Annotated in this window: 22 protein-coding genes, 3 tRNA genes and 1 pseudogene; 7 read left to right on the forward strand and 19 right to left on the reverse strand. The window is 70.0% G+C overall.

The window, feature by feature from the left end; translation table 11 throughout:
* Positions 1 to 14 precede the first annotated feature (14 nt).
* The 19 genes from IEZ31_RS09535 to IEZ31_RS09625 all read right to left on the reverse strand — a co-directional run bounded on the left by IEZ31_RS09535 (position 15) and on the right by IEZ31_RS09625 (position 18318).
* Positions 15 to 3902 (reverse strand): DNA-directed RNA polymerase subunit beta', encoded by a 3888-nt coding sequence (locus IEZ31_RS09535; protein WP_190249392.1) that lies wholly within the window; start codon positions 3900 to 3902, stop codon positions 15 to 17.
* Positions 3903 to 3990: 88 nt separating this feature from the next.
* Complete coding sequence (rpoB, locus tag IEZ31_RS09540; RefSeq protein ID WP_190249393.1) at positions 3991 to 7419, reverse strand: DNA-directed RNA polymerase subunit beta; 3429 nt, start codon at positions 7417 to 7419, stop codon at positions 3991 to 3993.
* 549 nt (positions 7420 to 7968) lie between these two features.
* Positions 7969 to 8352 (reverse strand): 50S ribosomal protein L7/L12, encoded by a 384-nt coding sequence (gene rplL / locus IEZ31_RS09545; RefSeq protein WP_190249394.1) that lies wholly within the window; start codon positions 8350 to 8352, stop codon positions 7969 to 7971.
* 42 nt (positions 8353 to 8394) lie between these two features.
* Positions 8395 to 8943: a 50S ribosomal protein L10 gene (gene rplJ, locus IEZ31_RS09550; RefSeq protein WP_190249395.1), complete on the reverse strand. Its 549-nt coding sequence runs from the start codon at positions 8941 to 8943 to the stop codon at positions 8395 to 8397.
* Positions 8944 to 9196: 253 nt separating this feature from the next.
* On the reverse strand, positions 9197 to 9889 hold the full coding sequence (locus IEZ31_RS09555; protein WP_190249396.1) for a hypothetical protein: 693 nt from the start codon (positions 9887 to 9889) through the stop codon (positions 9197 to 9199).
* Positions 9886 to 10611 (reverse strand): ATP-binding cassette domain-containing protein, encoded by a 726-nt coding sequence (locus IEZ31_RS09560; protein ID WP_190249397.1) that lies wholly within the window; start codon positions 10609 to 10611, stop codon positions 9886 to 9888. The genes IEZ31_RS09555 and IEZ31_RS09560 overlap by 4 nt, the downstream gene beginning before the upstream one ends.
* Positions 10612 to 10663: 52 nt before the next feature.
* A complete protein-coding gene (gene rplA / locus IEZ31_RS09565) occupies positions 10664 to 11398 on the reverse strand; it encodes a 50S ribosomal protein L1 (protein ID WP_190249398.1) in 735 nt (244 codons plus the stop codon).
* Between the two features lie 69 nt (positions 11399 to 11467).
* Entirely contained in the window at positions 11468 to 11899 is a 432-nt protein-coding gene (gene rplK / locus IEZ31_RS09570; protein WP_190249399.1) for a 50S ribosomal protein L11, read from the reverse strand.
* A 101-nt stretch (positions 11900 to 12000) separates the two neighbouring features.
* The gene (nusG, locus tag IEZ31_RS09575; RefSeq protein ID WP_373294551.1) at positions 12001 to 12636 is read right to left on the reverse strand and encodes a transcription termination/antitermination protein NusG; all 636 of its coding nucleotides are present in this window, start codon (positions 12634 to 12636) and stop codon (positions 12001 to 12003) included.
* 125 nt (positions 12637 to 12761) lie between these two features.
* Positions 12762 to 13232, reverse strand: coding sequence for a preprotein translocase subunit SecE (gene secE, locus IEZ31_RS09580; RefSeq protein WP_190249401.1), 471 nt, complete (start codon positions 13230 to 13232; stop codon positions 12762 to 12764).
* A gap of 203 nt (positions 13233 to 13435) precedes the next feature.
* Positions 13436 to 13508: transfer RNA gene (locus IEZ31_RS09585), tRNA-Trp, on the reverse strand.
* A gap of 85 nt (positions 13509 to 13593) precedes the next feature.
* The gene (locus IEZ31_RS09590; RefSeq protein ID WP_190249402.1) at positions 13594 to 13998 is read right to left on the reverse strand and encodes a MaoC family dehydratase; all 405 of its coding nucleotides are present in this window, start codon (positions 13996 to 13998) and stop codon (positions 13594 to 13596) included.
* Between the two features lies 1 nt (position 13999).
* Entirely contained in the window at positions 14000 to 14446 is a 447-nt protein-coding gene (locus IEZ31_RS09595; protein WP_190249403.1) for an FAS1-like dehydratase domain-containing protein, read from the reverse strand.
* Positions 14447 to 14525: 79 nt separating this feature from the next.
* The gene (rpmG, locus tag IEZ31_RS09600; RefSeq protein WP_033357682.1) at positions 14526 to 14693 is read right to left on the reverse strand and encodes a 50S ribosomal protein L33; all 168 of its coding nucleotides are present in this window, start codon (positions 14691 to 14693) and stop codon (positions 14526 to 14528) included.
* 97 nt (positions 14694 to 14790) lie between these two features.
* Positions 14791 to 14863 (reverse strand) — tRNA-Met (locus IEZ31_RS09605).
* Positions 14864 to 14895: 32 nt separating this feature from the next.
* Positions 14896 to 14968 (reverse strand) — tRNA-Thr (locus IEZ31_RS09610).
* A 102-nt stretch (positions 14969 to 15070) separates the two neighbouring features.
* Entirely contained in the window at positions 15071 to 17608 is a 2538-nt protein-coding gene (locus IEZ31_RS09615) for a putative bifunctional diguanylate cyclase/phosphodiesterase (RefSeq protein ID WP_190249404.1), read from the reverse strand.
* 62 nt (positions 17609 to 17670) lie between these two features.
* Positions 17671 to 17895 (reverse strand): hypothetical protein, encoded by a 225-nt coding sequence (locus tag IEZ31_RS09620; protein ID WP_190249405.1) that lies wholly within the window; start codon positions 17893 to 17895, stop codon positions 17671 to 17673.
* A 159-nt stretch (positions 17896 to 18054) separates the two neighbouring features.
* A complete protein-coding gene (locus IEZ31_RS09625; protein WP_190249406.1) occupies positions 18055 to 18318 on the reverse strand; it encodes a hypothetical protein in 264 nt (87 codons plus the stop codon).
* Positions 18319 to 18371: 53 nt separating this feature from the next.
* Here IEZ31_RS09625 and IEZ31_RS09630 point away from each other — a divergent pair.
* The 7 genes and pseudogenes from IEZ31_RS09630 to htpX form a co-directional block, all read left to right on the forward strand.
* Positions 18372 to 18869, forward strand: a pseudogene (locus IEZ31_RS09630) (NuoI/complex I 23 kDa subunit family protein); the annotation flags it as partial.
* Between the two features lie 69 nt (positions 18870 to 18938).
* Positions 18939 to 19448, forward strand: coding sequence for an NADH-quinone oxidoreductase subunit J family protein (locus tag IEZ31_RS09635; protein WP_190249408.1), 510 nt, complete (start codon positions 18939 to 18941; stop codon positions 19446 to 19448).
* Positions 19448 to 19783, forward strand: coding sequence for an NADH-quinone oxidoreductase subunit NuoK (gene nuoK / locus IEZ31_RS09640; protein WP_190249409.1), 336 nt, complete (start codon positions 19448 to 19450; stop codon positions 19781 to 19783). Before IEZ31_RS09635 ends, nuoK begins: the two co-directional genes overlap by 1 nt.
* Complete coding sequence (locus tag IEZ31_RS09645) at positions 19780 to 21669, forward strand: NADH-quinone oxidoreductase subunit 5 family protein (protein WP_229834549.1); 1890 nt, start codon at positions 19780 to 19782, stop codon at positions 21667 to 21669. Before nuoK ends, IEZ31_RS09645 begins: the two co-directional genes overlap by 4 nt.
* Entirely contained in the window at positions 21666 to 23180 is a 1515-nt protein-coding gene (locus IEZ31_RS09650; protein WP_190249410.1) for a complex I subunit 4 family protein, read from the forward strand. Before IEZ31_RS09645 ends, IEZ31_RS09650 begins: the two co-directional genes overlap by 4 nt.
* Complete coding sequence (locus IEZ31_RS09655) at positions 23177 to 24661, forward strand: NADH-quinone oxidoreductase subunit N (protein ID WP_190249411.1); 1485 nt, start codon at positions 23177 to 23179, stop codon at positions 24659 to 24661. Before IEZ31_RS09650 ends, IEZ31_RS09655 begins: the two co-directional genes overlap by 4 nt.
* Before the next feature lie 52 nt (positions 24662 to 24713).
* A complete protein-coding gene (htpX, locus tag IEZ31_RS09660) occupies positions 24714 to 25586 on the forward strand; it encodes a zinc metalloprotease HtpX (RefSeq protein ID WP_190249412.1) in 873 nt (290 codons plus the stop codon).
* Positions 25587 to 25630: the final 44 nt, after the last annotated feature.

Below are 25630 nucleotides of genomic sequence, written 5' to 3' on the forward strand. Positions count from 1 at the left end.
CGTTCGGTGCTGGTCTAGCGGAACGAGCCCAGGTCGAAGTCGTCGAGCGGAACCGCCTGCCCGCTGGCCGGACCGAAGCCGTAGTCGGCCTCCGGGTATCCGGTCATCGAGTAGACCTTCGCCTTCGCCTCCTCGGTCGGCTCGACCCGGATGCTGCGGTACTTGCTGATGCCCGTACCGGCCGGGATGAGCTTGCCGATGATGACGTTCTCCTTCAGACCGATCAGCGAGTCGCTGCGCGCGTGGATCGCCGCGTCGGTCAGCACCCGGGTCGTCTCCTGGAACGAGGCCGCGGACAGCCACGACTCCGTCGCCAGCGACGCCTTGGTGATACCCATCAGCACGGGACGGCCGGCCGCCGGCTCGCCGCCCTCGGCGACGACGCGGCGGTTCTCCGCCTCGAACATCGCCCGGTCCACGAGCACGCCCGGCAGGAACTCGGTCGAGCCGGAGTCGATGACCGTCACCCGCTTGAGCATCTGGCGGATGATGATCTCGATGTGCTTGTCGTGGATGAGCACGCCCTGCGAGCGGTACACCTCCTGGACCTCGGAGGTCAGGTGGACCTGGACCGCACGCGGACCCATGATGCGCAGCAGCTCGTGCGGGTCGATCGTGCCCTCGGTGAGCTTCTCGCCGACCTCGACGTGCTCGCCGTCCTGGATGCGCAGCTTGACGCGCCGGCTGAGCTTGTCGTGGACGATCTCGTCGCTGCCGTCGTCCGGCACGATGATGATCTTCCGCATGCGCTCGCCGTCCTCGATGCGCACGCGACCGGGGGTGTCGGCGATGGGCGCCTTGCCCTTCGGCACGCGGGCCTCGAAGATCTCCTGGACACGGGGCAGACCCTGGGTGATGTCCTCACCCGCGACGCCACCGGTGTGGAAGGTACGCATCGTCAGCTGCGTGCCCGGCTCACCGATCGACTGGGCGGCGATGATGCCGACCGCCTCGCCGACGTCGACGGTCTTGCCCGTGGGCAGCGACCGGCCGTAGCAGGCGCCGCAGACGCCCAGCTTCGACTCGCAGGTGAGCACGCTGCGCACCCGGACGCTCTCGATCCCGGCGCCGACCAGCAGGTCGACCACGATCGAGTTGATGTCCGTGCCGCGCTCGGCGATGATCCGCCCGTCCTTGTCACGGGCGTCGTCGGCGAGGGTGCGGGCGTGGACGCCCGTCTCCGCGTGCTGGTGGATCCGCAGCTCGCCGTCGATGATCTCGCCGACCGCCATCGGGATGGCGCGGTCGGTGCCGCAGTCCTCCTCGCGGATGATGACGTCCTGCGAGACGTCGACCAGACGACGGGTCAGGTAACCCGAGTCGGCGGTCCGCAGCGCGGTGTCGGCCAGACCCTTGCGGGCACCGTGGGTGGAGATGAAGTACTCCAGCACGGACAGACCCTCCCGGTAGCTGGCCTTGATCGGCCGCGGGATGATCTCACCCTTCGGGTTGGCCACCAGGCCACGGATCGCGGCGATCTGGCGGAGCTGCAGGAGGTTACCGCGAGCGCCCGAGTTGATCATCTTCCACAGCGGGTTCTCGCGCGGCAGCGCGCTCTCCATCTCCTTGGCGACCTCGCCGGTCGCCTTGGTCCAGATCTCGATGAGCTCGCCGCGGCGCTCCTCGGCCGTCATGAGACCGCGCTGGTACTGCTTGTCGATCCGCTCGGCCTCCTTCTCGTAGCGCTCGAGGATCTCGCGCTTGCGAGGCGGCTGGATGACGTCCTCCATGCCGATGGTGACGCCCGACCAGGTGGCCCAGTGGAAGCCGGCCAGCTTGAGCGCGTCGAGGGTCGCCGCCAGGGAGACCTTCGGGAAGCGCTCGGCGAGGTCGTTGACGATCGCCGACAGCTGACCCTTGCGGATCTCGTAGTTGACGAAGCGGTACCCCACCGGGAGCGTCTCGTTGAAGAGCACCCGGCCGAGGGTCGTCTCGATCGTCACCGTCTCGCCCGGCTGCCAGCCCTCCGGCGCCTCCCACGGCGCGGCACCGACGCCGTTGTCGACCCCGACGATGCCCTTCAGGCGGATCCGGACCGGGGCCTGCAGGTGCAGCTCGCCCTGGTCGAACGCCATCCGCGCCTCGGCGTCGGAGCTGAACGTGCGTCCCTCACCCAGGAGGTTCTTCTGGATGTGGGTGAGGTGGTACAGGCCGATGACCATGTCCTGGGTGGGCATGGTGACCGGCTTGCCGTCGGCCGGCTTGAGGATGTTGTTGCTGGACAGCATGAGGATGCGGGCCTCGGCCTGCGCCTCCGCGGACAGCGGCACGTGCACGGCCATCTGGTCGCCGTCGAAGTCGGCGTTGAAGGCGGTGCAGACGAGCGGGTGGATCTGGATGGCCTTGCCCTCGACCAGCTGCGGCTCGAAGGCCTGGATACCCAGGCGGTGCAGGGTCGGCGCGCGGTTGAGCAGCACCGGGTGCTCCGCGATGACCTCCTCCAGCACGTCCCACACGACCGGGCGCTGACGCTCGACCATGCGCTTGGCCGACTTGATGTTCTGCGCGTGGTTGAGATCCACCAGGCGCTTCATCACGAACGGCTTGAACAGCTCCAGGGCCATCTGCTTCGGCAGGCCGCACTGGTGCAGCTTGAGCTGCGGGCCGACGACGATGACCGAACGGCCGGAGTAGTCGACGCGCTTGCCCAGCAGGTTCTGCCGGAAGCGGCCCTGCTTGCCCTTGAGCATGTCGGACAGCGACTTCAGCGGCCGGTTGCCCGGGCCGGTGACCGGACGACCGCGGCGGCCGTTGTCGAACAGCGCGTCGACGGCCTCCTGCAGCATCCGCTTCTCGTTGTTGACGATGATCTCCGGGGCACCCAGGTCGATCAGGCGCTTGAGCCGGTTGTTGCGGTTGATCACCCGCCGGTAGAGGTCGTTGAGGTCGCTGGTCGCGAACCGGCCACCGTCGAGCTGCACCATCGGGCGCAGGTCCGGCGGGATGACCGGGACGCAGTCCAGCACCATGCCGAGCGGCGAGTTGCTGGTGTTCAGGAACGCGGCGACGACCTTGAGCCGCTTGAGCGCCCGGATCTTGCGCTGGCCCTTGCCGCTGCGGATGGTCTCCCGCAGCAGCTCGGCCTCGTCGTCGAGGTCCAGGTTCTCCAGCAGCGCCTTGATCGCCTCGGCGCCCATGGCGCCCGAGAAGTACTCACCGAACCGGTCGCGCAGCTCGCGGTAGAGCAGCTCGTCGGTGATGAGGTTCTTGCGCTCCAGCTTGCGGAACGTGTCCATGACCTCGTCGAGGCGGTCGATCTCGCGCTGCGCGCGGTCACGGATCTGCCGCATCTCGCGCTCGCCGGCCTCCTTGACCTTGCGGCGCACGTCAGCCTTGGCGCCCTCGGCCTCCAGCTCGGCCAGGTCCTGCTCGAGCTTGGCGGCGCGCTTCTCGATCTCCGAGTCGCGGGCGTTCTCCGCCTGCCGCTTCTCAGCCGACACCTCGTTCTCGAGGGTGGCGAGGTCGCGGTGGCGGGCTTCCTTGTCGACGCTGGTGATCACGTACGACGCGAAGTAAATGATCTTCTCGAGATCCTTCGGCGCCAGGTCGAGCAGGTAGCCGAGCCGGCTGGGCACGCCCTTGAAGTACCAGATGTGCGTGACCGGCGCGGCGAGCTCGATGTGGCCCATGCGCTCGCGGCGGACCTTCGCCCGGGTCACCTCGACGCCGCAGCGCTCGCAGATGATGCCCTTGAAGCGGACCCGCTTGTACTTACCGCAGTAGCACTCCCAGTCCCGGGTGGGGCCGAAGATCTTCTCGCAGAAGAGCCCGTCCTTCTCCGGCTTCAGGGTGCGGTAGTTGATGGTCTCGGGCTTCTTGACCTCGCCGTGCGACCACTGGCGGATGTCGTCGGCCGTGGCCAGACCGATGCGGAGCTCGTCGAAGTAGTTGACGTCGAGCACTTCGTCTATGTCCTCACGATTCAGTTGCTCGGGTAATTGCTAGGCCGCGGGGCGCGGCGCCGGCCGTGGGACCGGCGCCGCCCGCGAATCAGACTTCCTCGACGCTGCTCGGCTCTCGCCGCGAGAGGTCGATGCCCAACTCCTCGGCCGCGCGGAACACCTCGTCGTCCGTCTCGCGCATCTCAAGCGCCACGCCGTCGCTGGAGAGCACCTCGACGTTCAGGCACAGCGACTGCAGCTCCTTGAGGAGCACCTTGAAGGACTCCGGGATACCCGGCTCCGGGATGTTCTCGCCCTTGACGATCGCCTCGTAGACCTTGACGCGTCCGAGGACGTCGTCGGACTTGATCGTCAGCAGCTCCTGCAGCGCGTAGGCCGCGCCGTAGGCCTGCATGGCCCAGCACTCCATCTCACCGAAGCGCTGGCCACCGAACTGCGCCTTACCACCCAGCGGCTGCTGGGTGATCATCGAGTACGGACCGGTGGAGCGAGCGTGGATCTTGTCGTCGACCAGGTGGTTGAGCTTGAGGATGTAGATGTAGCCGACCGCGATCGGGTCGGGCAGCGGCTCGCCGGAGCGGCCGTCGAACAGCCGCGCCTTGCCGCTCGCGCCGATGAGCTGGTTGCCGTCCCGGTTGGGCAGCGTGCTGCTCAGCAGGCCCGCGATCTCCTCTTCCTTCGCGCCGTCGAAGACCGGGGTCGCCACGTTGGTGTCCGGCTCGGACTCCCCCGCGTTGATGGACTTCAGCGCGCGCTTCCACTCGGCGTCGTCGCCGTCGATCTTCCAGCCCGTCTTGGCGACCCACCCGAGGTGGGTCTCCAGGACCTGGCCGATGTTCATCCGGCTCGGCACGCCGAGCGGGTTGAGCACGATGTCGACCGGGGTGCCGTCCTCCAGGAACGGCATGTCCTCGACCGGCAGGATCTTGGAGATGACACCCTTGTTGCCGTGGCGGCCGGCGAGCTTGTCGCCGTCCTGGATCTTCCGCTTCTGGGCCACGTAGACGCGCACCAGCTCGTTCACGCCCGGGGACAGCTCGTCGCCGTCCTCGCGGCTGAACGTCCGCACGCCGATGACCGTGCCGGTCTCGCCGTGCGGCACCTTGAGGCTGGTGTCGCGGACCTCGCGGGCCTTCTCGCCGAAGATCGCCCGGAGGAGACGCTCCTCCGGGGTCAGCTCGGTCTCACCCTTGGGGGTGACCTTGCCGACCAGGATGTCGCCGGTCACGACCTCGGCGCCGATCCGGATGATCCCCCGCTCGTCGAGGTCGGCGAGCATCTCCTCGCTGACGTTCGGGATGTCGCGGGTGATCTCCTCCGGCCCCAGCTTGGTGTCGCGGGCGTCGACCTCGTGCTCCTCGATGTGGATCGAGGTGAGGACGTCGTTCTGCACCAGCTTCTGGGACAGGATGATCGCGTCTTCGTAGTTGTGACCCTCCCAGGGCATGAACGCCACGAGCAGGTTGCGCCCGAGCGCCATCTCGCCCTCGTCGGTGCACGGACCGTCGGCAATGACCTGCCCCGCCTCGACCCGGTCGCCCTCGAAGATCACCGGCTTCTGGTTGACGCAGGAGCCGGAGTTGGAGCGGCGGAACTTGTGCAGCAGGTAGGTCCGGCGGTGGCCGTCGTCCTGGTGGATCGTGATGTAGTCGGCGCACATGTCCTCGACCACGCCGCCCACCTCGGCCACGACCACGTCGCCCGCGTCGACGGCGGCACGGTACTCCATGCCGGTGCCGACGAGCGGGGACTCGGCCTTGACCAGCGGCACGGCCTGGCGCTGCATGTTGGCGCCCATCAGTGCCCGGTTGGCGTCGTCGTGCTCGAGGAACGGGATCATCGCGGTGGCGACCGAGGTCATCTGCCGCGGCGACACGTCCATGTAGTCGACCTGGTCGGCGGGGACGTTGTCGACCTCACCGCCCTTCCGGCGGACGAGGATGCGGTCCTCGGCGAAGTTGCCGTCGCTCTTCAGGGGAGCGTTGGCCTGCGCCTTGACGAACCGGTCCTCCTCGTCGGCGGTCAGGTAGTCGATCTGGTCGGTCACCCGGCCGTCGACCACCTTGCGATACGGCGTCTCGACGAAACCGAACGGGTTGACGCGCGCGAACGTCGACAGCGCGCCGATGAGACCGATGTTGGGACCCTCGGGGGTCTCGATCGGGCACATGCGGCCGTAGTGCGACGGGTGCACGTCACGGACCTCGAAGCCGGCCCGCTCACGCGACAGACCACCCGGGCCGAGCGCGCTCAGCCGGCGCCGGTGGGTCAGGCCCGCCAGCGGGTTGGTCTGGTCCATGAACTGCGACAGCTGGGAGGTGCCGAAGAACTCCTTGATCGCCGCCACGACGGGACGGATGTTGATCAGGGTCTGCGGCGTGATCGCCTCGACGTCCTGGGTCGTCATGCGCTCGCGCACGACGCGCTCCATCCGGGACAGGCCCACGCGGACCTGGTTCTGGATGAGCTCGCCGACGGTGCGCAGGCGACGGTTGCCGAAGTGGTCGATGTCGTCGGCCTCGTAGCCCTCTTCGCCCGTGTGCAGGCGGCAGAGATACTCGACCGTGGCGACGACGTCCTCCTCGGTCAGCACGCCCTGGTTGATCGGGACGTCCAGCTCGAGCTTCTTGTTGAACTTGTATCGACCGACCTTGGCGACGTCATAGCGCTTCGGGTTGAAGAAGAGGTTGTCCAGCAGGTTCTGGGCGTTCTCCCGCGTCGGCGGCTCACCCGGCCGCAGCTTGCGGTAGATGTCCAGCAGCGCCTCGTCCTGGCCGGCGATGTGGTCCTTCTCGAGCGTCGTCATCATGAGCTCGGACCAGCCGAACTTCTCACGGATGCGCTCGGCGGACCAGCCGATGGCCTTGAGCAGGACGGTGACGGCCTGCCGGCGCTTGCGGTCGATGCGGACACCGACGGTGTCACGCTTGTCGATGTCGAACTCGAGCCAGGCACCCCGGCTCGGGATGACCTTGACGCTGGTGAGGTCGCGGTCGGAGGTCTTGTCCGGCTGCTTGTCGAAGTAGACGCCCGGGGACCGGACGAGCTGACTCACCACGACGCGCTCGGTGCCGTTGATGATGAACGTGCCCTTCGGCGTCATCATCGGGAAGTCACCCATGAACACCGTCTGGCTCTTGATCTCGCCGGTGGTGTGGTTGGTGAACTCCGCGGTCACGAACAGCGGCGCACAGTAGGTGAGGTCCTTCTCCTTGCACTCCTCGATCGGGGCCTTGACCTCGTCGAAGCGCGGAGCGGAGAACGACAGCGACATCGTGCCGGAGAAGTCCTCAATGGGACTGATCTCGTCGAGGATCTCCGCCAGCCCGGAACGGGCGTGCTGATCACCGGCCGAGCGGCTCTGCCAATTCTCGTTGCCAACCAACCAGTCGAACGAGTCGGTTTGGATCGCAAGGAGGTTGGGAACCTCAAGGTGTTCGGTGATCCTGCCGAAGGAGATCCGGCGGGGAGCGAAAGCGCTCGATTGACTGGTCTTCGCAGGGCGGGAAGCTGCCAAGATGCGTCCTTCCGAGGACCGGTGGTGCAGACAGGCCGTTTTGCGTGCAGGCTGACGACCCCCGAGGTGATGAGTGCCCACGAAGAGGCACCTCACGCCAGAGGTGAAGTCAGAAGACAGCGCAAACTAGCAGTGTAGCCGAAAGGCTAACCGCTGTCGAGCGGCCCCGTGCACGATGTTTCCAACGATCTTTCGCGAAGATCGTTTCTCCACCGGCCGAGCCGCTCGCGTCGGTCGTGGCCTGCAGCTCACCAGTCGATGCGCTCAGAGCCGGACCCAAGAAGGGCCGGGGCACATCGGTCGGGCCGCTGGCCGCCGCGTCCGCGGAAAGGCAGTGCCTGATTAGCGTGCCTGCCCGCCGGTCATCGCGTCAAGGGTTCCCACGCGCGTCGGGGCACCGTGACAGATATCTCGCAGTCCGACCACTAAGTGTTGTGGTCGACACCCCTAGATCTTGGGTCCTTACCATCGCACCAGCATCCGACCCGGTCGCGAAAACACGAACGGCCGCCGGCGAACCGGCGGCCGTCCCTATGGCGTTGTCGCAGGTTACTTGAGGGTAACCTTGGCGCCCTCGGCCTCGAGCTTCGCCTTGCCCTTGTCGGCGGTCTCCTTGTTGACCTTCTCGAGGACGGCCTTCGGCGCGGCCTCGACGAGGTCCTTGGCCTCCTTCAGGCCCAGGCCGGTCAGCTCGCGCACGACCTTGATGACCTGGATCTTCTTGCCGCCGTCACCCTCGAGGATGAGGTCGAACTCGCTCTGCTCTTCCTTCTCCTCGACCGGCGCGGCAGCGCCGCCGCCCGCAGCGATGGCAACGGGGGCCGCGGCGGTGACCTCGAAGACCTCTTCGAACTTCTTGACGAACTCGGACAGCTCGATCAGCGTCATCTCCTTGAACGCGTCGAGCAGGTCCTCGGTGCTCAGCTTCGCCATGGTGGCGGTTTCCTTTCCGAAAGTGTGATGTGGGGCACCGGCCTACTCGGCCGCGCCGCCGGATTCCTTCTCGCGCTTCTCCTGCAGGGCAGCCACGGTGCGGGCCGCCTTCGACAGCGGCGCCTGGAACAGGGCCGCGGCCTTGCTGAGGTTGCCCTTCATGGCGCCGGCCAGCTTGGCCAGCAGCACCTCACGCGACTCCAGGTCGGCCAGGCGACGGACCTCGTCCGCGCTGATGGCCTTGCCTTCGAACACGCCGCCCTTGATCACGAGCAGCGGGTTGGCCTTCGCGAAATCGCGAATGCTCTTCGCCGCCTCGACCGGGTCGCCGGAGACGAAGGCGAGCGCGGTAGGACCGGCAAACAAATCGTCGAGACCGCTGATGCCGGCATCCGTCGCGGCACGCTTCGCGAGCGTGTTCTTCGCGACGGCGTACGTGGTCTCCCGGCCCAGGCTGCGGCGCAGGGTCTTGAGCTGCGCCACGGTCAGCCCGCGGTATTCGGTCAGCACGGTGGCCGTCGAGCCCCGGAAGTGCTCGGTGAGCTCCGCGACCGCGGTGGCCTTGTCGTCTCGAACCGGCTTGTCCGCCATGTCCCTCCTCTCTCCTTGCTTCGGTGCTGGTCACACGATCGGAAAGCCCGCAGCAACGAAAAACGCCCCGGCGCAGGGGCGCACGGGGCTCGATCCGGCGCGCGGCGGCGCCGATTCTTGCTGTGTCCGGCCCTGCGCGGGTCGCCCGCGTTGATGCGGGACCTTCGACGTCCGCCTGTTTTGGACAGGAGAGCGTGACCAGCGGTCTTCGGGTTTCGAGTCATTTATACACGGCGCGTCCGGCCGCACCAAATCAGGGCCTGGTCAGGCGCATTCTCGCGTAGAAAACAATCACGATCCCGGTCCACGCGACGCCCCAGCCGGTCGCCAGCGCGACGGCCGCCAGGTCGGCCCCGCCGACCGTCTCGCGGGCGGCCGCCATCACGGGCGGCATGAGCCACGGCGCCGGCGAGCTCTTCAGGCCCAGGACGATCGCCAGGACGAGGCCGCCGACGAGCACGGCCAGGCCGCGCGCCGCCTGACCCGACACCGCGCGGCTGGCCAGGGCGCCGAGGGCCACCGCCGGCAGCAGGAGCAGCAGGTGCGCCCACACGCCGAGGGCGATGCCCTCGGCCAGGGGCGGGTCGCCGGCCTGCTGCGGGCCGGTCACCCCGCCGACCACCCACGGCAGCACCAACGCGATCAGGACCACCGGCAGGCCGGCAACGAGGGCCGCGAGGAGGCCGGCGGCTGTTTCCCGGAACGCACCGCCGACCGCCACCCGGCCGAGCCGTCGCTGGACGTCCGGCTCGACGTCGAGCAGGATCTTCGTCTGCCAGGCAAGCACGCCGAACAGGACGGCGGCGGAGACCCCGTAGGCCTCGCCGGCCTGGGCCTGGCCGCCGCCGTAGAGGATCGACAGCACCACGAGCGCGGCCAGCACGGGCGCCGCGGCCCGGCCGGTCTGCACGAAGCCGGCCAGCCGCATCCGGACGAGCGCGGTCATCGGGGCACCACCTCGTCCCGCACCCCGAGGACCTCGAAGCCGCCGGCCCGCAGCCGCTCCAGGGCCTCGGGCGCGTCGGCGGCCGCGACGGCCACCTCGATCACGCGCCGTGCCTCGAGCTGCGCGCCCTCGCGGACCTCGCCGTCGCGCACGTGCCAGCGGCGGGCACCGGGGAGCCGGCCGACCTCGCCGAGGTGGTCGCTGATCAGCACCGAGCCGCCGCGCGCCACCACCTCGCCGACGATCTGCGGGACGTGCTCGCGGGTCTGTGCGTCGAGGCCCTCCCACGGCTCGTCGAGCACCAGCAGGTCGGGCGGCACGAGCAGGGCCTGGACCAGGCCGACCTTCTGGGCCGAGCCCTTCGAGAGGCGGCTCAGCCGGACGTCGAGAAAGCCGGTGAAGCCGAGGCGGTCGGCCCACCGCTCGATCTGGGCCTCGTCACCGCCGCGGATCGCGGCCATGTGGCGCAGCAGGCCGCGGGCGGTGAAGGGCTGGTCGGCGGGGAAGCGCTCGGGCACCCAGCCAACGACCGGCGGACGGCCCTCGACGGCGCCCCGGCCGGGCCGCAGGACGCCGGCCGCGAGCTGCAGGAGCGTGGACTTGCCGGCGCCGTTGCGGCCCTCGACGACGGCGACCTCGCCGGGCGGGAGGGTCAGGGTGACGCCGCGAAGCGTCCACGCGGCGCCGCGCGCGTATCGGAACCAGACGTCCTGGAAACGCACCGGGACAGCGTGCCACAGACACGCTGTCCCGGTGTTACCCGTCTTGCCGGTGCTACTCGGCCGCGGTCGTGGTGACCGAGTCGTCCTCGAGCAGGTTGCGGATCTTGTTCGGGTCGACCGGGATGCCCGGGCCCATGGTGGTGGTGAGGAAGACCTTCTTGAGGTACTTGCCCTTGGCCGCCGACGGCTTGGCCCGGTTGACCTCGTCGAGGACCGCCGCGTAGTTCTCGATCAGCTGCTCGTCGGTGAAGCTGAGCTTGCCGATGATCAGGTGCAGGTTCGAGTGCTTGTCGACGCGGTAGGTGATCTTGCCACCCTTGATCTCGTTGACCGCCTTGGTGACGTCCATCGTGACCGTGCCCGTCTTCGGGTTCGGCATCAGGCCGCGCGGGCCCAGGATCCGCGCGATCCGGCCGATCTTGGCCATCTGGTCGGGCGTCGCGATCGCCGCGTCGAAGTCCAGCCAGCCTTCCTGGATCCGGGCGACGAGGTCGTCGGTGCCCACCGCGTCGGCGCCGGCGGCCTCGGCCTCGGCGGCCTTCGGGCCCTGCGCGAAGACGATGACGCGGGCGGTCTTGCCGGTGCCGTGGGGCAGGTTGACCGTGCCGCGGACCATCTGGTCGGCCTTGCGCGGGTCGACGCCCAGGCGCATGGCCACCTCGACCGTCGGGTCGAACTTCACGGTCGACGTCTGCTTGGCCAGCTTGACGGCGGCGGCGGGGCTGTAGAGCGCGTTGCGGTCGACGAGTTCGACGACCTTGCGGTAGTTCTTGCCGTGCTGCGACATGTCGCTGATTACTCCTGTGGTCTCAGTGCGGACGCCCGCCGGGGCGTCCTCCCACTAGCTGGCGGTGCTTCAGTCCTTGACGACGATGCCCATGGAGCGGGCGGTGCCGGCGATGATCTTCTCGGCCTCTTCGATGTCGTTGGCGTTGAGGTCGGACATCTTCTTCTCGGCGACCTCACGCAGCTGGGCCTTGGTGATCGAGCCGACCTTGTCCTTCTGCGGGACGCCGGAGCCCTTGGGCACGCCGGCGGCCTTGAGCAGCAGGCGGGCGGCCGGCGGCGTCTTGAGGATGAACGTGAACGTCCGGTCCTCGTAGACGCTGATCTGCGCCGGGATGATGTCGCCGCGCTGGGACTCCGTCTGGGCGTTGTACGCCTTGACGAACTCCATGATGTTCACACCGTGCTGACCGAGGGCGGGGCCGACCGGCGGCGCCGGGGTGGCCTGGCCTGCCGGCAACTGAAGCGTGAAGGTCTTGACGAGCTTCTTCTTCGGAGGCATGGCTGCTTTCGTCTTCCTGGGCTGGATTGGTTCGTGCCGTTTCGCAGGCACGCCGATGCGTCCGGCTTCGGAGCCGGACGCTCAAGCGTACCGCAGGCGAATTAGATCTTCGTGACCTGGTTGAAGTTGAGCTCGACCGGGGTCTCGCGACCGAAGATCGAGACGAGCACCTTCAACTTCTGCTGGTCGGCGTTGATCTCGCTGATGGTCGCCTGCAGCGAGGCGAACGCGCCGTCGGTGACGGTGACCGAGTCGCCGACCTCGAAGTCGAGGACCTTGACCTCGGGCTTGCCGGCCTTCTTGCCGCCCTCCTGCTGCACGACCGGGGCCAGCCACTTCAGCACCTCGTCGAGCGAGAGCGGGGCCGGGCGGTCGGCACGGTCGGTCGCGCCCACGAAGCCGGTCACCCCGGGGGTGTTCCGGACGCAGGAATACGACTCCGGGGTCAGCTCCATCCGGACCAGGATGTAGCCGGGGAAGACCTTGTTCTGCACCTGGGTGCGCTTGCCGTTCTTGATCTCGACCTCTTCACGAGTCGGGACCTCGACCTGGTAGATGAACTCTTCCATGTCGAGGCTCGTGATGCGGGTCTCGAGATTCGTCTTGACCTTGTTCTCGTAACCGGCGTAGGAGTGCACCACATACCAGTCACCGGGCGCGAAGCGCAGGGCGGCACGCAGCTCGGCGACGGGGTCCTCGCTGTCGGACACCACGCTGGTGGTGGCAGCCGTCAGCACCGTCGACGTTTCCTCGCGCTGCTCGTCGTCGGTCTCGGGCGTCTCGTCGAATTCCTGCACGCTGCTCACTTCCGTCTGTCTGGTCCTCGCCCCGTGGTGCGGTGCTGCCCGTGCGCGCTGCCGGACTACTCGTCCGGGCTGCCGTTCCCGAAGGCCCAGAGCACCGCCTTGGCGAAGCCGTAGTCGAGTCCGGCGACGATCGCGAGCATCACGATCACGAACACCACGACGACGAGCGTGTAGGTGGTCAGCTCTTTGCGGGTCGGCCAGATAACCTTACGCAGCTCGGCGACAACCTCGCGGATGAAGTTGATGAGCCGCGCAAAGATGTTGTTCGAACGTCCCTCTTTGGACTTGGTCTGCTTCTTGTCCGAGTCCTTGGTCTTGAGGTCCTTCGACTTGGTGTCCTTGGCACGGCCGTTCTTGCTCGCGCGCTCTTCGTCGTCGGCGTCGCCGTCGGCGTCGTCGTCCTCGGTCACCTCGAGGTCGTCGAGCTCGTCGGCGAACTCCTCCTCGATGGCCGCGTCTTCGGCGCTGAGCTCCTCTTCACGGCGATCGTCGGCGGGGTCGGTCCCGCGTCGCCTGCGTTCGGCCACTTTCGCCCTCTTCCGTGATCTCGCGAGTGCTCGGTCCGTGCACGACCGACGGCAAGACCCGGGGCCTCGTGCGGTTTCGGTGTGGTGTCGCCGGACCACCGGCGAAGAGCCGGCGGCGCGCGGTATGAACCAACCGTGACCGCTGCGGTCGTCGTCCCGATCATGTCGATCGGGCGCACCAGACCCAGGTCAGGCCTTCGGCGCAGGGGCGACAGGACTCGAACCTGCAACCTGCGGTTTTGGAGACCGCTGCGCTACCAATTGCGCCACACCCCTTCGTGACGATCACAACACACAGGTTGCTCACCCCACGGCGGACCAGTGTACGGGTTCGGGCCGGGATTCCCCAACCACCCCCCTCCTACGCGTGCGGGCGAACGATCGCCTTCGCCGCACCGAGCACTTTCTCCCCCTGGCAGGTGGCGGTGACGTCGATCTGCACCAGGCCGTCATCCAGGACTTTCTTCACCACGCCGGCCACGACGACCTCGGTCCCCTTGTCGTCGTCGGGCACCACGACCGGGTTGGCGAAGCGCGTGGAATATTCCACGATCGATGCCGTGCCGCCCACCCAGCAGGCCACGGCCTGGCCCGCCAGGCCCATGGTGAGCATGCCGTGGGCGATGACCCCGGGGAGCCCGACGGCGCTCGCCCGGCGGTCGCTCCAGTGGATCGGGTTGAAGTCGCCGGAGGCGCCCGCGTAGCGGACCAGATCCGCCCGGGTGACCCGGAACGTCTGCGGGGGGAACTCGGTGCCGACCTGCATCTCAGCCTTCCCCTCGGATCACGAGCCGGGTCCAGATGGTCACCACGAGCTCGCCCTGAACCGTCGACACCTCGTGGCGGGTGGTGAGGAACGCGTGGCCGGCCCGGCTGCTGATCTCCTCGACCGTCATGACGGTGACCAGGTGGTCGCCGGCGACGATCGGGCGCTCGTAGCGGAACGTCTGGCCGCCGTGGACGACGCGGCTGTAGTCCATGCCGAACGTGTCGTCGTCGACGAGCTGCTGGCCCGCGTTCTGGCTCAGGATGATCGCGAACGTGGGCGGCGCGATCACGTCGGCATACCCCTTGGCGCGCGCCTCGGCGAGGTCACGGTGCACCGGGTCGGCGGCGAATACCGCGTCGGCGAACTCGCGGATCTTCTCCCGGCCTACCTCGTAGGGCGGGGTCGGCGGGTACACCCGGCCCAGGTACGACTGATCGAGCGGCATGCAGTGCAATTTACCCGGAAGCAAACAGCGCCCCAGCCGGTGGGCCGGGGCGCTGTTTGACGTGAATGGCGCGCTGCTACTACCGCGTCTCGCGGTGCACCGTGTGCTTGCCGTCGCGGGGGCAGAACTTCTTCAGCTCGATGCGGTCCGGATCGTTGCGACGGTTCTTCTTGGTGATGTAGTTGCGCTCTTTGCACTCCGTGCACGCCAGCGTGATCTTCGGACGAACGTCGGTCGCCTTGGCCATGGCGAAGTGCCTTCCTTCAACGGGGAGTCAGATCCAGCGAACCAGCATAGCGGCTCACACAGACGGACGCCCAATCGGGCGTCCTATGGTGCTTCTGTAGCGGTGGCCGGACTTGAACCGGCGACACAGCGATTATGAGCCGCTTGCTCTGCCATCTGAGCTACACCGCCGCGGCGGACTCGATGTCTCAAGCCCGGTCTCGAGCCCCCTTACGGAATCGAACCGTAGACCTTCTCCTTACCATGGAGACGCTCTGCCGACTGAGCTAAGGGGGCGCATCAGGTGCGATCTCGCACATGCGCCCGCTAAGCGTACACGGCCCGCGCCCAGGCACGAAATCGACTTCCCCGGTTTCCCGGCCGAGGTCTCCCGCCGGGCTACGGAACCGCCCGCAACCAGCGCACTTCCCCCGCGGGGGCGACCGTCGGATCGGCGTCGGTCTGCACCTGCAGCCAGGACTCGAACCGCTCGTGGGGCAGCGCGCGGCTGAACAGGAAGCCCTGGCCCATCCCGCACTCCATGTCTTCGAGCAGCCCGAGGGTGAGTTCGCTCTCAACGCCCTCGGCGACGACGTCGAGGCCGAAGTTGCGGGCCATGTCGACGATCGTGCGCACGATCGCGAGATCGCTCGGCGACGTCGCCATCCCCTGCACGAACGTGCGGTCGATCTTGACTTCCTGGACCGGCAGGCGGCTCAGGTCGGCGAACGAGGAGCGGCCGACGCCGAAGTCGTCGACGGAGAGCCGCACGCCGAGGTCGCGGAGCCGGTTGAGGGTCGGCAGGCTGCGCCCACCGCCGAGCAGCTCGTCCTCCTCGGAGATCTCCAGGATGAGCCGGTCCGCGGGCACGCAGTGCTCGTCGAGCAGCTCGGCGACGTGTAACGGGAAGTCGGCGTCGCTGAGCGTGCGGGCCGAGAGGTTGACCGCGACGGACAGCGACCGGCCGGCGTCGGCCCACTCCCGGGCCCGCCGGATGCCCTCCCGCAGCACCACGCCGTTGAGCCTGGCGAGCTGACCGGTGTGCTCGGCCACGGCCACGAAGTCGGGCGGGGCGACCTGCCCGTGCACGGGGTGCTCCCACCGGGCGAGGCACTCGACGCCGACCAGCCGGCGGTCCTTGAGGGCGACCTTCGGCTGGAAGTACACCTCCAGCTCCCCGGCCGTCAGGGCGGCCTCCAGGTCGGTGGCCAGCCCCACCCGCCGGACGGACCGGGACTGCAGCCCGGCGTTGAACAGCTGGACGATCCCGCGGGACTTGGCGACGTGGGTGGCCACGTGCGCCCGCTGGAGCAGCACCTCGGGCTCGGAGCCGTGGTCGGGGTAGATGGAGACCCCGACGTTGGTGTCGATGTCGATGGTGAGCATCTCGATCACCATCCGGTCGCGCAGCCCGGCCCGCAGCGTGTCGGCCACGGCGATCGCCGCGTCGGCGCCGGCGGTGCGCAGCTCGACCGCGAACTCGTCGTCGCCGACCCGGGCGACCAGGGCCCCCTGCGGGGCGAGGTCGCGCAGCCGGCGGGCCACCTCGATGAGCACCTTGTCGCCGGCGGCGTAGCCGAGCGAGTCGTTGACCTGGCGCAGCGCGACGACGTCGAAGAGCAGCACGGCCACGACCTCGCGGGCCGCGCGGCCGCTCATCGCCTCGCCGAGGGCCTCCAGCATGCGGCGGCGGTTGGCCAGGCCGGTGAGCGCGTCGTGGTTGGCGTCGAACTGCAACCGGTCGACGAGGCGGCTGTTCTCGACCGCCACCCCGGCGTGGGCGGACAGCGTCTCGAGCAGCTGCACGTCCTCCTTGCCGAAGGCGGTCTGCTCGCCGAGGCGTCCGGCGACCTCCAGCGTGCCGATGGGCACGCCGCTGGAGCGCAGCGGCACGACGATGACGTCCTTGACCCCGGCGTCCTGGAGGGTGGCGCGCAGGTCCGGATCGCCGACCTTGGGCCCGACCGCGATCGTCTCGCCGGTGCGCATCGCCAGCTGGCGGAACAGGTCGGGGGTCGGCGCGTTGTCGAGCAGGCCCTGGTAGTCGAACCGGGCCGACAGCAGGGTCTCCTGGTGACGGCCGTGGGCCGGGACCCACAGCGTCGCCGAGTCGGCCGCGAACAGCGACCGGACGCGGCCGAGCAGCACGTCGGGCAGGGTGCCGTCGTGGTTGGTCGTCGCGATGTCCTGGGTGAGCGAGTAGAGCGCGGTCAGGCTCTTGTGCTGTCGCAGGAACTGCGCATAGGCGCGATAGACGACGCCGAGCAGTAACGCCAATGCGATCAGCAGCACGCTTGCCCAGTCGCTGGCCTGCAGCGTCAGCAGCATGATGAGGCCGATGACGATGTTGACGCCCATCACCCCGAAACCGGGGACGGACGTGCGCAGGAACTGCGGCAGATAGGCGACGCCCTGCAACAGCACCATCACGCCGGAAAGGGCCGCGACCACGATGATGTTGCCGGCCACGATCCCCAGGCCGAGCACCAGCCAGGTGCGCGGGTCGCCGGCCCCGCCCAGGCCGAGCTCGAACACCACGAGATTGGCGGCCGCCACGCCGGCGATGTGCCCGGCGGCGTTGAAGGCGACCTTGTGCGGGCCCAGGCGGCCGCTGAAGACGTTCCAGATCAGGCCGGCGACGAGCCGGATGACGATGGCGAGCTCGGGCGAGAGATAGAACAGCATGAGCAGCACCGGGACGTCGTTCATCCAGAAGATGAGCGCCTGGCGCCGCACGTCGAACCGCAGCTGCATGTGGGAGGCCGCGATGGCCAGCAGCAACAGGACCGGCGCGTATTCGATGTTGTAGTCGATCGCGCGCGCGTCTTTGGACAGCACGACCGGCAGTGACAGCAGGATGCCCAGGACGAACAGGGGTCCGGTGATCAGCCAGGCGTGCCGGTCGGCACGGCTGACCGGAGTTTTCGGAGCCGGCACCCGTTCCCCAATCCCTAGGGCGCTGAGCGCTGGTCAGCCGCCCGCATGCCCAAGGGGGCTGCTCAGCCCCAGCCGAAGTCCTCGGTCACCGCGATGTCGCCGGGGCTCACCGGTCGCACCACGATGGGCGTGCCAACGATCTGCACCGCGCCGGGGATCGCAACGCGGCCGCTGTTTCTCAGGTCATCGGCATGCGCTGCTGCCGCTGGCAGACCGAGAGCGACGGAACCCGCGCCGATCGTCACCGCCAAACGGAACATCCACCGGCCAAGCATCTTGTCGCGCATCAGTCGCTCCCATGCGATCGCAGTGACACCAGGTCCGGTTTGGTTACCCACGATCGTGCCACAGCCCACGTCGTTACCAACAGTGCGGCACCCAGGATGACTCGCTCGACCGTAAGAATCGACCTTTCGGCCGATTTCAACTCTGGCGAACCGGCTATATCAGCTCACCCTACGCAGTTTTGGGGCAACTTTTCCGGCCCGTCGGGAGTCGGGGATCTCCCGCCAGCCGTCGTCCGCGAGGACCGCCGACTCGATCCAGCGGACCGCCTCGTCCTCGGACGGGAAGCTGCGGATCCGCCGCCGGCCCTCGGGGCCACCCCGCAGCAGCTCGACCTGCCAGCGGCCGTCGGCCGCGTTGCGCACGAAGATGTCCCGCCGGACCAGCCGGGACCAACGACCGTTCCACCACCGTCGCTCGTTCATGCCTACATCTTAGAACTGGTGTACGACAATTTTCGGAGCCGTACGATGAACTCATGGAGTTCCCCGGGAAGGGTCTCGCCAAGGGTCTCGCCGTCACGCTCGGCACGATGACGCGACGGTCGACCACCCAGCAGTACCCGGACGTCGAGCCCGACCTGCCGCCGCGCACCCGCGGGGTCATCGCGCTCGTCGAGGAGAACTGCACGGTCTGCATGCTGTGCGCCCGCGAGTGCCCCGACTGGTGCATCTACATCGACTCCCACAAGGAGGAGGTGCTGGTCCCCGGGGCCGCCCGCCCGCGCCAGCGCAACGTCCTCGACCGGTTCGCGATCGACTTCTCGCTCTGCATGTACTGCGGGATCTGCATCGAGGTCTGCCCCTTCGACGCGCTGCACTGGTCCCCGGAGTTCGAGTACGCCGAGCACGACATCCGCGACCTGCTGCACGAGAAGGAGCGCCTGGAGGAGTGGGTGCCCACGGTGCCCGCCCCGCCCGCGCACGACCACCGGGGCGAGCCGGCGAAGGAACAGACCGCGGCGGCGAAGCGCGCCTGAGCCGTTCCGGCGGTCGATTCCTGTCGGACCTTGGTGGCAGGATGTCGCCATGAGGTTGGCTCAGCGATGACCACTGCCGATGTGCTGATCGGCGCGCTCGGCGCGGTGGCGCTGGGCTCCGGCCTGCTGGTCGTGACGACGCGGCACGTCGTGCGAGCCGGGTTGTGGCTGGTCGTGGCGCTGGGCGCGATCGCCGGTCTCTATCTGGTCCTCACCGCCGAGCTGGTGGCCTGGGTCCAGGTCCTGCTCTACGTCGGGGCCGTCGTCGTGCTGCTGCTCTTCGCGGTGATGCTCACCCGCGCGCCGATCGGCGCGAGCGACGACCTCGACCGGGCCCGCTGGCCCGGGGTGCTGGTCGGGGGCGGGTCCGGCGCCGGGCTCGCGGTCCTGCTGATCGACGCGTTCCGCTGGACCCGGGTCGACCTGCCCGAGCCGGGCACCGCCGAGCGGCTCGGCGCGGCGCTGTTCCGCACCTGGGTGCTGCCCTTCGAGCTGATCTCCGTGCTGCTGCTGGCCGCCCTGGTCGGCGCGATCGTGGTGTCCCGGCCGGACATCGGCGTGAGGAGGCGGGGCTGATGCATCCCGTGCTGCCGTTCACGATCGCCGCGCTGCTGTTCGGCATCGGCGTCTACGGCGTGGTCGTCCGGCGCAACGCCGTGCTGCTGCTCATGGCCGTCGAGCTGATGCTCAACGCGGTCAACCTGATCTTCGTCACCGCCGACGCCACCATCCGGGCCGCCGTGCCGCACGCCGGGCAGACGTTCACGCTGTTCGTGATCGTGCTCGCCGCGGCCGAGGTCGGCGTCGGGCTCGCGCTGATCCTGCAGCTCTACCGGCTGCGCCGCAGCGTGGTGGTCGACGAGCTGGAGCTCGACGACACCGCCCGGCCCGACCAGGAGGTTTCGGCGTGATCATCGATCCGCTCGGCGCCGCCCTGCCCGGGGTCCCGCTCGCCCTCGGCCTGGCCGGGCTGCTGCTGCGCGGCGACCGGCGGGTGCCGGCGGCCGTGCTCGGCGTCGGCGGCGCCACCGCGGCGCTCGTCATCGCGGTGGCCGCGGCCGTGCGCGGCCCCCACGGGCCCGACCGCGGCCACGTGCTCGCCGAGTTCGGCCGGCTGGCCGTCACCTTCGGCACCTGGCTCGACGGCCCGGCCGGGCTGGTGGCGGTCGCGGTCGCCGTGGTCGCCCTGTGCGTCCAGGTCTACTCGGTGGCCTACCTGCACGGCGACGACCGCTACGCGCCCTACGCCGCCCAGGTCAGCCTCTTCACCGGCGCGATGCTGCTGGTCGTCGCGTCCGGCGACCTGATCGTGATGCTCATCGGCTGGGAGGTCATGGGCATCTGTTCCTATCTGCTGATCGGCCACGACCGGCGGCTGCCCGAGGCGCCGCGGGCCGCGGTCAAGGCGTTCCTCGTCACCCGCGTCGGCGACGTCGGCTTCCTGCTCGGCATCGTGCTGCTCGGGGTGCGGGCCGGCAGCTTCCGCATCGCGGACGTGTTCGCCGCCGACCTGTCGGGCGGCACGGTGACCGCCGCCTGCCTGCTGCTGCTCGCCGGGGTCGCCGGCAAGAGCGCGCAGTTCCCGCTGCACACCTGGCTGCCCGACGCGATGGCCGGCCCGACCCCGATCTCGGCCCTGATCCACGCCGCGACGATGGTGGCGGCCGGCGTCTACGTCGTGGCCCGGCTGTTCCCGCTGTTCGAGCGGTCGGCGGCGGCCCTGGTCGTGCTGGCGCTGATGGCGTCGGTCACCATGCTGCTCGGCGCGCTGTCCGCCCTCGGGCAGGACGACATCAAGCGGGTGCTGGCCTGGTCGACGGTCAGCCAGCTCGGCTACATGACCGGCGCGCTCGCCGTCGGCGCGCCCGCGGCCGCGCTGTTCCACCTGCTCAGCCACGCGGCGTTCAAGGCGCTGCTGTTCCTCGCGGCCGGAGCGGTGATCCACGCGGTCGGCACCAACCTCATGGCGGCGATGGGCGGGCTGCGGGAGCGGATGCCGGCGACGTTCTGGACCATGACGGCCGCCCTCGCCGCGCTCGCCGGGGTGCCGGTGTTCGCCGGGTTCTGGAGCAAGGACGCGATCGTGGAGGCCGCCTGGCACGCCACCACCGGCGGCGGCCACGGGCCGCTGCCGCGGGGCGTCGCCGCCGTCGTGTTCGTCTCCGCCTGCCTGACCGTCGCGGTCACCGCGGCCTACGTGGTGCGGCTGTGGCGGCGCACGTTCGCCGGCGAGCCCCGGTCGGACGGGGCGCGGGCGGGCCACGAGCCGCCGTGGGCGATGCGCGGGCCGCTGCTGGTGCTCGCCGTGCCGACCGTGCTGCTCGGGTTCGCCGGACTCGCCACGGGCTTCAGCGACCGGCTGGCCGGCGGCGGGTGGGGCGGGGCCGACGGCGCGATGCCGCTGCGGGCCGCCGAGCCGGTCGCGCACCTGACCTGGCTGGCGATCGTCCCGCTCGTCCTGCTGGCGGCCGGGGGCTGGCTCGCCTGGCGCCGCGACCCGGCGGCGCCGCTGCCCGACACCGCCGCCACCCGCCTGTTCGCCAACGCCTTCTATCTCGACGCGGTGCAGGACGCGCTCGTCACCCGGCCGGTCGCGGCCCTGGCCCGGGCCGGGCGGCGGGCCGACGAGCGGTTCGTCGACGGCGCGGTCGAGGGGGTCGGGTCCGGCGCCGGGGGCGCGGGCGGGCTGCTCGCCCGGGTCCACATGGCCGCACTGCCCCGGGCGACCACCACCGTGCTCGGTGGGGCCGTCGTCATCGGCGTGGTCGTCGCGATCGTCGTGGGGGTGGCCCGATGACCACCGGAGAGACGCTCCTGCTGGCCACGCTGCTGCTGCCGGCGATCGGCGCGCTGGCCGCCGCCGGCCTGCCGGCCCGGCTCGACCGCGCCGGGCGGGTGGCCGGCACGGTGTTCGCCGCCGCCACGTTCGGCGTCACGCTCATGTTCGGCCCGCCGAACGTGGCGCCCGGCACGGCGTCGCGCGTCGCGCCCTGGGCCGAGCTCGACCTGCCCTGGGCACCGGCGCTGAGCCTGCGGTTCCACCTCGGCATCGACGGCATCTCCTACCCGCTGGTCCTGCTCACCGCGCTGCTGACCATGCTGTGCTGCGCCTACTGCCTCTGGCGGGTGCCGGACCCGGGCCGCGGCCGGCTGCTGGTGGCGCTGCTGCTGGTCCTGGAGGTCGGCATCCTGGGCGTGTTCCTCTCGCTCGACCTGGTGCTGTTCTTCGTGTTCTTCGAGGTCGTGCTCCTGCCGATGTATGCGGTGATCGCCGGCTGGGGCGGCGCCGACCGGCGGCGGGCGGCCCGCAAGTTCGTGCTCTATACGCTGTTCGGCTCGGTGCTGCTCCTGGTCGGCGTCTTCGTGGTCGTGTCGGCGTCGGGCACCGCCGACCTGGTGGCGCTGGGTGACCCGGCCACCCGCCCGATGTCGCGGGACATGCAGCTGCTCGCGTTCGTGCTGCTCGCCCTCGCATTCGCGGTCAAGAGCCCGCTGTGGCCGCTGCACACCTGGCTGCCGGCCGCCCACACCGAGGCGCCGACGGTGGGCTCGGTGATCCTGGCCGGCGTGCTGCTGAAGATGGGCACCTACGGGTTGCTGCGGGTCGCGGTCGGCGTGGCGCCCGACGGGGCCGCGCGCAGCGCCCCGGTCCTCGCCGTCCTGGCCACCGCCGCGATCATCGCCGGCGGCCTGGTCTGCCTGGCCCAGACCGAGCTCAAGCGGCTCATCGCCTACTCGTCGGTCGGCCACATGGGCTTCGTGCTGCTCGGCATCGCGACCCTGACCGCCACCGGCCTGCAGGCCGCCCTCATCGGCAACATCGCCCACGGCATCGTCACCGGCCTGCTGTTCTTCATCGCCGGCGGGATCAAGGACCGGGCGCACACCGGCGAGCTGGCCCGGCTCGGCGGGCTGCGGGAGACCGCGCCGGCCCTCAGCGGCGTGCTCGCCTACGCCGCGATCGCCTCGCTCGGCCTGCCCGGCCTCGCCGGCTTCTGGGGCGAGGCGTTCGCCGTCGTCGCCGCGTTCGAGCGCGGCGGCCCGCTGTGGATCACCCTCGGCGTCCTGGCCGCGGTCGGCGCGGCCCTCGCCGCCGCCTACTTCCTGCGCCTGCTGCGCCGGGTCACCCACGGTCCGGCCAGCCCGGTGGTCGCGGGGCTCGGCCCGCAGGCCCGGCTCGGCCCGGCCGAGATCGTCGCCTGGTCGCCGCTCGTGGTGCTGACCCTGGCCCTGGGCGTCCTGCCGCCGCTCGTCCTCTCCTACTCCGCCGATCCGGTGGCGGCCCTCGCGGAGGTGTTCGGCCGATGAGGATCGACCAGGTCGCGCTCCTGCCGACGTACGTCGCGGCCGGCACCGCCGTCCTCGCCCTGCTGGCCGACCTGCTGGTCCCGGGGCGGCGGGGCGTCGTGGCCGGGGTCACCGCGCTGGGCATGCTCGGCACGATCGCCACCGCCGCCGCCGTCGGCGTGGGGCTCGACGACGGCGCCCGGCGGACCGCGTTCTGCCTCGGGCCGGAGCAGTGCTCGCTGGTGTTCGACCCCGCGACCGCGATCGTCGCCGGGGTGTTCGCCGCGCTCGCCCTGGGCGCGCTGGCACTGTCGGTGCCGCTGCTGCGCACCGGCGAGGTGCCGGCCGGGGAGTACTGCTTCCTCCTCGCCGCCTCGATGACCGGCGCGGTCGTGCTCGGCGGCGCCCGCGACCTGATCACGCTGATCGTGGCGCTCGAGACGTTGACGCTGCCGCTGTACCTCCTCGTGGGGCTCCGCCGCGGCAACCGCTCGGGTGGTTCCGCCGCCGTGACGTTCTTCGTGGTCAGCGTCGTGTCGACGGCGGTGGCGCTGCTCGGCGCCGCGCTCGTCTTCACCGCCACCGGCGGCGTCCACTTCGCCGACATCGCGGGCGCCCGGGTCGCGCCGGCCGCCGAGCCGCTGCTCAAGGTGGGCGTGATCCTGCTGCTCACCGGCCTCGCGTTCAAGGTCGCCGCGGTGCCCGCGCACGCCTGGGCGCCGGCCACCTACGACGGGGCGCCGTTACCGGTCGCCGCCTACCTGTCGACGGCGTCCAAGCTCGGTGGCGTGGTCGCGCTGCTGCTCGTCGGCGTGTCCGCCGCCCGGCCGGTGCTCGCCACGTCGGGCCTCACCCTGGCCGTGCTCGCGGTGCTGAGCATGACCGTCGGCAACCTCGTCGCGCTGCGCCAGCGGCGCATGGTGCGGCTGCTCGCCTGGTCGTCGGTCGCCCAGGCCGGCTACCTGCTGGCCCCGCTCGGCGCGCTGCTCGCCGCCGGCGGGCGCACCGGGCCGGCCGTCGAGCTGCTGGTCGCGGCCACCTTGGCCTATGCCTTCTTCTACGTCGTGCTGGAGTTCTCCGCGTTCGGCGCGCTCGTCGCGGTCCGGGGCGCCGCCGACGGCGGCGAGCTCGCCGACTACCGGGGCCTGGCCCGCCGCTCCCCCTGGCTGACCGCCGTCCTGGTGATCTCCCTCACCGGGCTGGCCGGCCTGCCGCCGGGGCTCGCGGGCCTGTTCGCCAAGGTCGCCGTGGTCCGCTCGCTGCTCGGTGGCGACGCGGTCTGGCTGGCCATCGTGGTCGCGCTCAACGCCGTGATCGGCCTGGCCTACTACGTCCGCGCGGCGGCCGGCCTCTTCGGCGAGGCCGGCGAGGGCTCCCCCGACCTCGTGAAACAGCGGGTGAGCTGGCCCGTTGCCGCCGCCGTGGCGGCCGCCGCCGTCGTGGCCGTCCTCGTCGGCCTGGCGCCCGAGCTCGTCATGCGGGCCGCCGGGACGTTCAGCTAGCTCACAGCTAGCACCGGGAAGGCACACGGGTGGTCGCGGTGTTATTGGATGCATGCAGCACAGGCATTTCAACGGTCTGAAGACAGCCGCCCTCCTCGGGCTGCTGACCTCATTGATCCTGCTTGTCGGCTACTGGCTCGGCGGTAGCACCGGTTTGGTCATCGCCGTGTTCCTGTCGCTGGCAATGAACGCGTTCAGCTACTTCTACTCGGACAAGATCGCCCTGCGCGCCATGAACGCGCAGCCGGTCTCCGAGGCCCAGGCCCCCGAGCTCTACGCCATGGTCCGCGAGCTGGCCACCCAGGCCGGCCAGCCCATGCCGCGGCTCTACATCAGCCCCACGATGCAGCCCAACGCGTTCGCGACCGGCCGCAACCCGAAGCACGCCGCGGTCGCGGTCACCCAGGGCATCCTCGGCATGCTCACGACGCGCGAGCTGCGCGGCGTGATCGGCCACGAGCTGTCCCACGTGTACAACCGCGACATCCTCATCTCCAGCGTCGCCGGCGCCCTCGGCGGCATGATCACCATGCTGGCCCAGCTGGCGATCTTCCTGCCGCTCGGCGGCTCGAGCGACGACGAGGACGGCCCGGGCATCCTCGGCATGCTGCTGATGCTCATCCTCGGCCCGCTGGCCGCGATGGTCATCCAGATGGCGATCAGCCGCAACCGTGAGTACCAGGCGGACGAGTCGGGCGCCCGGCTCACCAACGACCCGCTGGCCCTGGCCAGCGCCCTGCGGAAGATCCACCGCGGCACCCAGGCGCTGCCGCTGCCGGCCGACAGCCAGCTGGCCAGCCAGGCCCACCTCATGATCGACAACCCCCTCAAGGGCGGCGGGCTCGCGTCCCTGTTCTCGACGCACCCGCCGATGGAGCAGCGGGTGGCCCGCCTCGAGCAGATGGCCGGGGTGCAGTACCGCTAAATCCCCTTCGGACCGGGAAGGGCCTGCCGTTAGTATCGGCGGGC

The organism is Dactylosporangium sucinum (assembly GCF_014647515.1).
Taxonomy (GTDB): domain Bacteria; phylum Actinomycetota; class Actinomycetes; order Mycobacteriales; family Micromonosporaceae; genus Dactylosporangium; species Dactylosporangium sucinum.

Excerpts from the sequence above, each read along its gene's own strand:
- rplJ (WP_190249395.1), bottom strand. The coding sequence starts at position 8,943 with ATGGCGGACAAGCCGGTTCGAGACGACAAGGCCACCGCGGTCGCGGAG.
- IEZ31_RS09620 (WP_190249405.1), bottom strand. The coding sequence starts at position 17,895 with ATGCGCGACAAGATGCTTGGCCGGTGGATGTTCCGTTTGGCGGTGACG.
- rplK (WP_190249399.1), bottom strand. The coding sequence starts at position 11,899 with ATGCCTCCGAAGAAGAAGCTCGTCAAGACCTTCACGCTTCAGTTGCCG.
- IEZ31_RS09590 (WP_190249402.1), bottom strand. The coding sequence starts at position 13,998 with ATGCAGGTCGGCACCGAGTTCCCCCCGCAGACGTTCCGGGTCACCCGG.
- htpX (WP_190249412.1), top strand. The coding sequence starts at position 24,714 with ATGCAGCACAGGCATTTCAACGGTCTGAAGACAGCCGCCCTCCTCGGG.
- rplA (WP_190249398.1), bottom strand. The coding sequence starts at position 11,398 with ATGTCGCAGCACGGCAAGAACTACCGCAAGGTCGTCGAACTCGTCGAC.
- IEZ31_RS09655 (WP_190249411.1), top strand. The coding sequence starts at position 23,177 with ATGAGGATCGACCAGGTCGCGCTCCTGCCGACGTACGTCGCGGCCGGC.
- rplL (WP_190249394.1), bottom strand. The coding sequence starts at position 8,352 with ATGGCGAAGCTGAGCACCGAGGACCTGCTCGACGCGTTCAAGGAGATG.
- rpmG (WP_033357682.1), bottom strand. The coding sequence starts at position 14,693 with ATGGCCAAGGCGACCGACGTTCGTCCGAAGATCACGCTGGCGTGCACG.
- IEZ31_RS09595 (WP_190249403.1), bottom strand. The coding sequence starts at position 14,446 with ATGCCGCTCGATCAGTCGTACCTGGGCCGGGTGTACCCGCCGACCCCG.
- IEZ31_RS09635 (WP_190249408.1), top strand. The coding sequence starts at position 18,939 with ATGACCACTGCCGATGTGCTGATCGGCGCGCTCGGCGCGGTGGCGCTG.
- IEZ31_RS09650 (WP_190249410.1), top strand. The coding sequence starts at position 21,666 with ATGACCACCGGAGAGACGCTCCTGCTGGCCACGCTGCTGCTGCCGGCG.
- IEZ31_RS09555 (WP_190249396.1), bottom strand. The coding sequence starts at position 9,889 with ATGACCGCGCTCGTCCGGATGCGGCTGGCCGGCTTCGTGCAGACCGGC.
- IEZ31_RS09625 (WP_190249406.1), bottom strand. The coding sequence starts at position 18,318 with ATGAACGAGCGACGGTGGTGGAACGGTCGTTGGTCCCGGCTGGTCCGG.
- nuoK (WP_190249409.1), top strand. The coding sequence starts at position 19,448 with ATGCATCCCGTGCTGCCGTTCACGATCGCCGCGCTGCTGTTCGGCATC.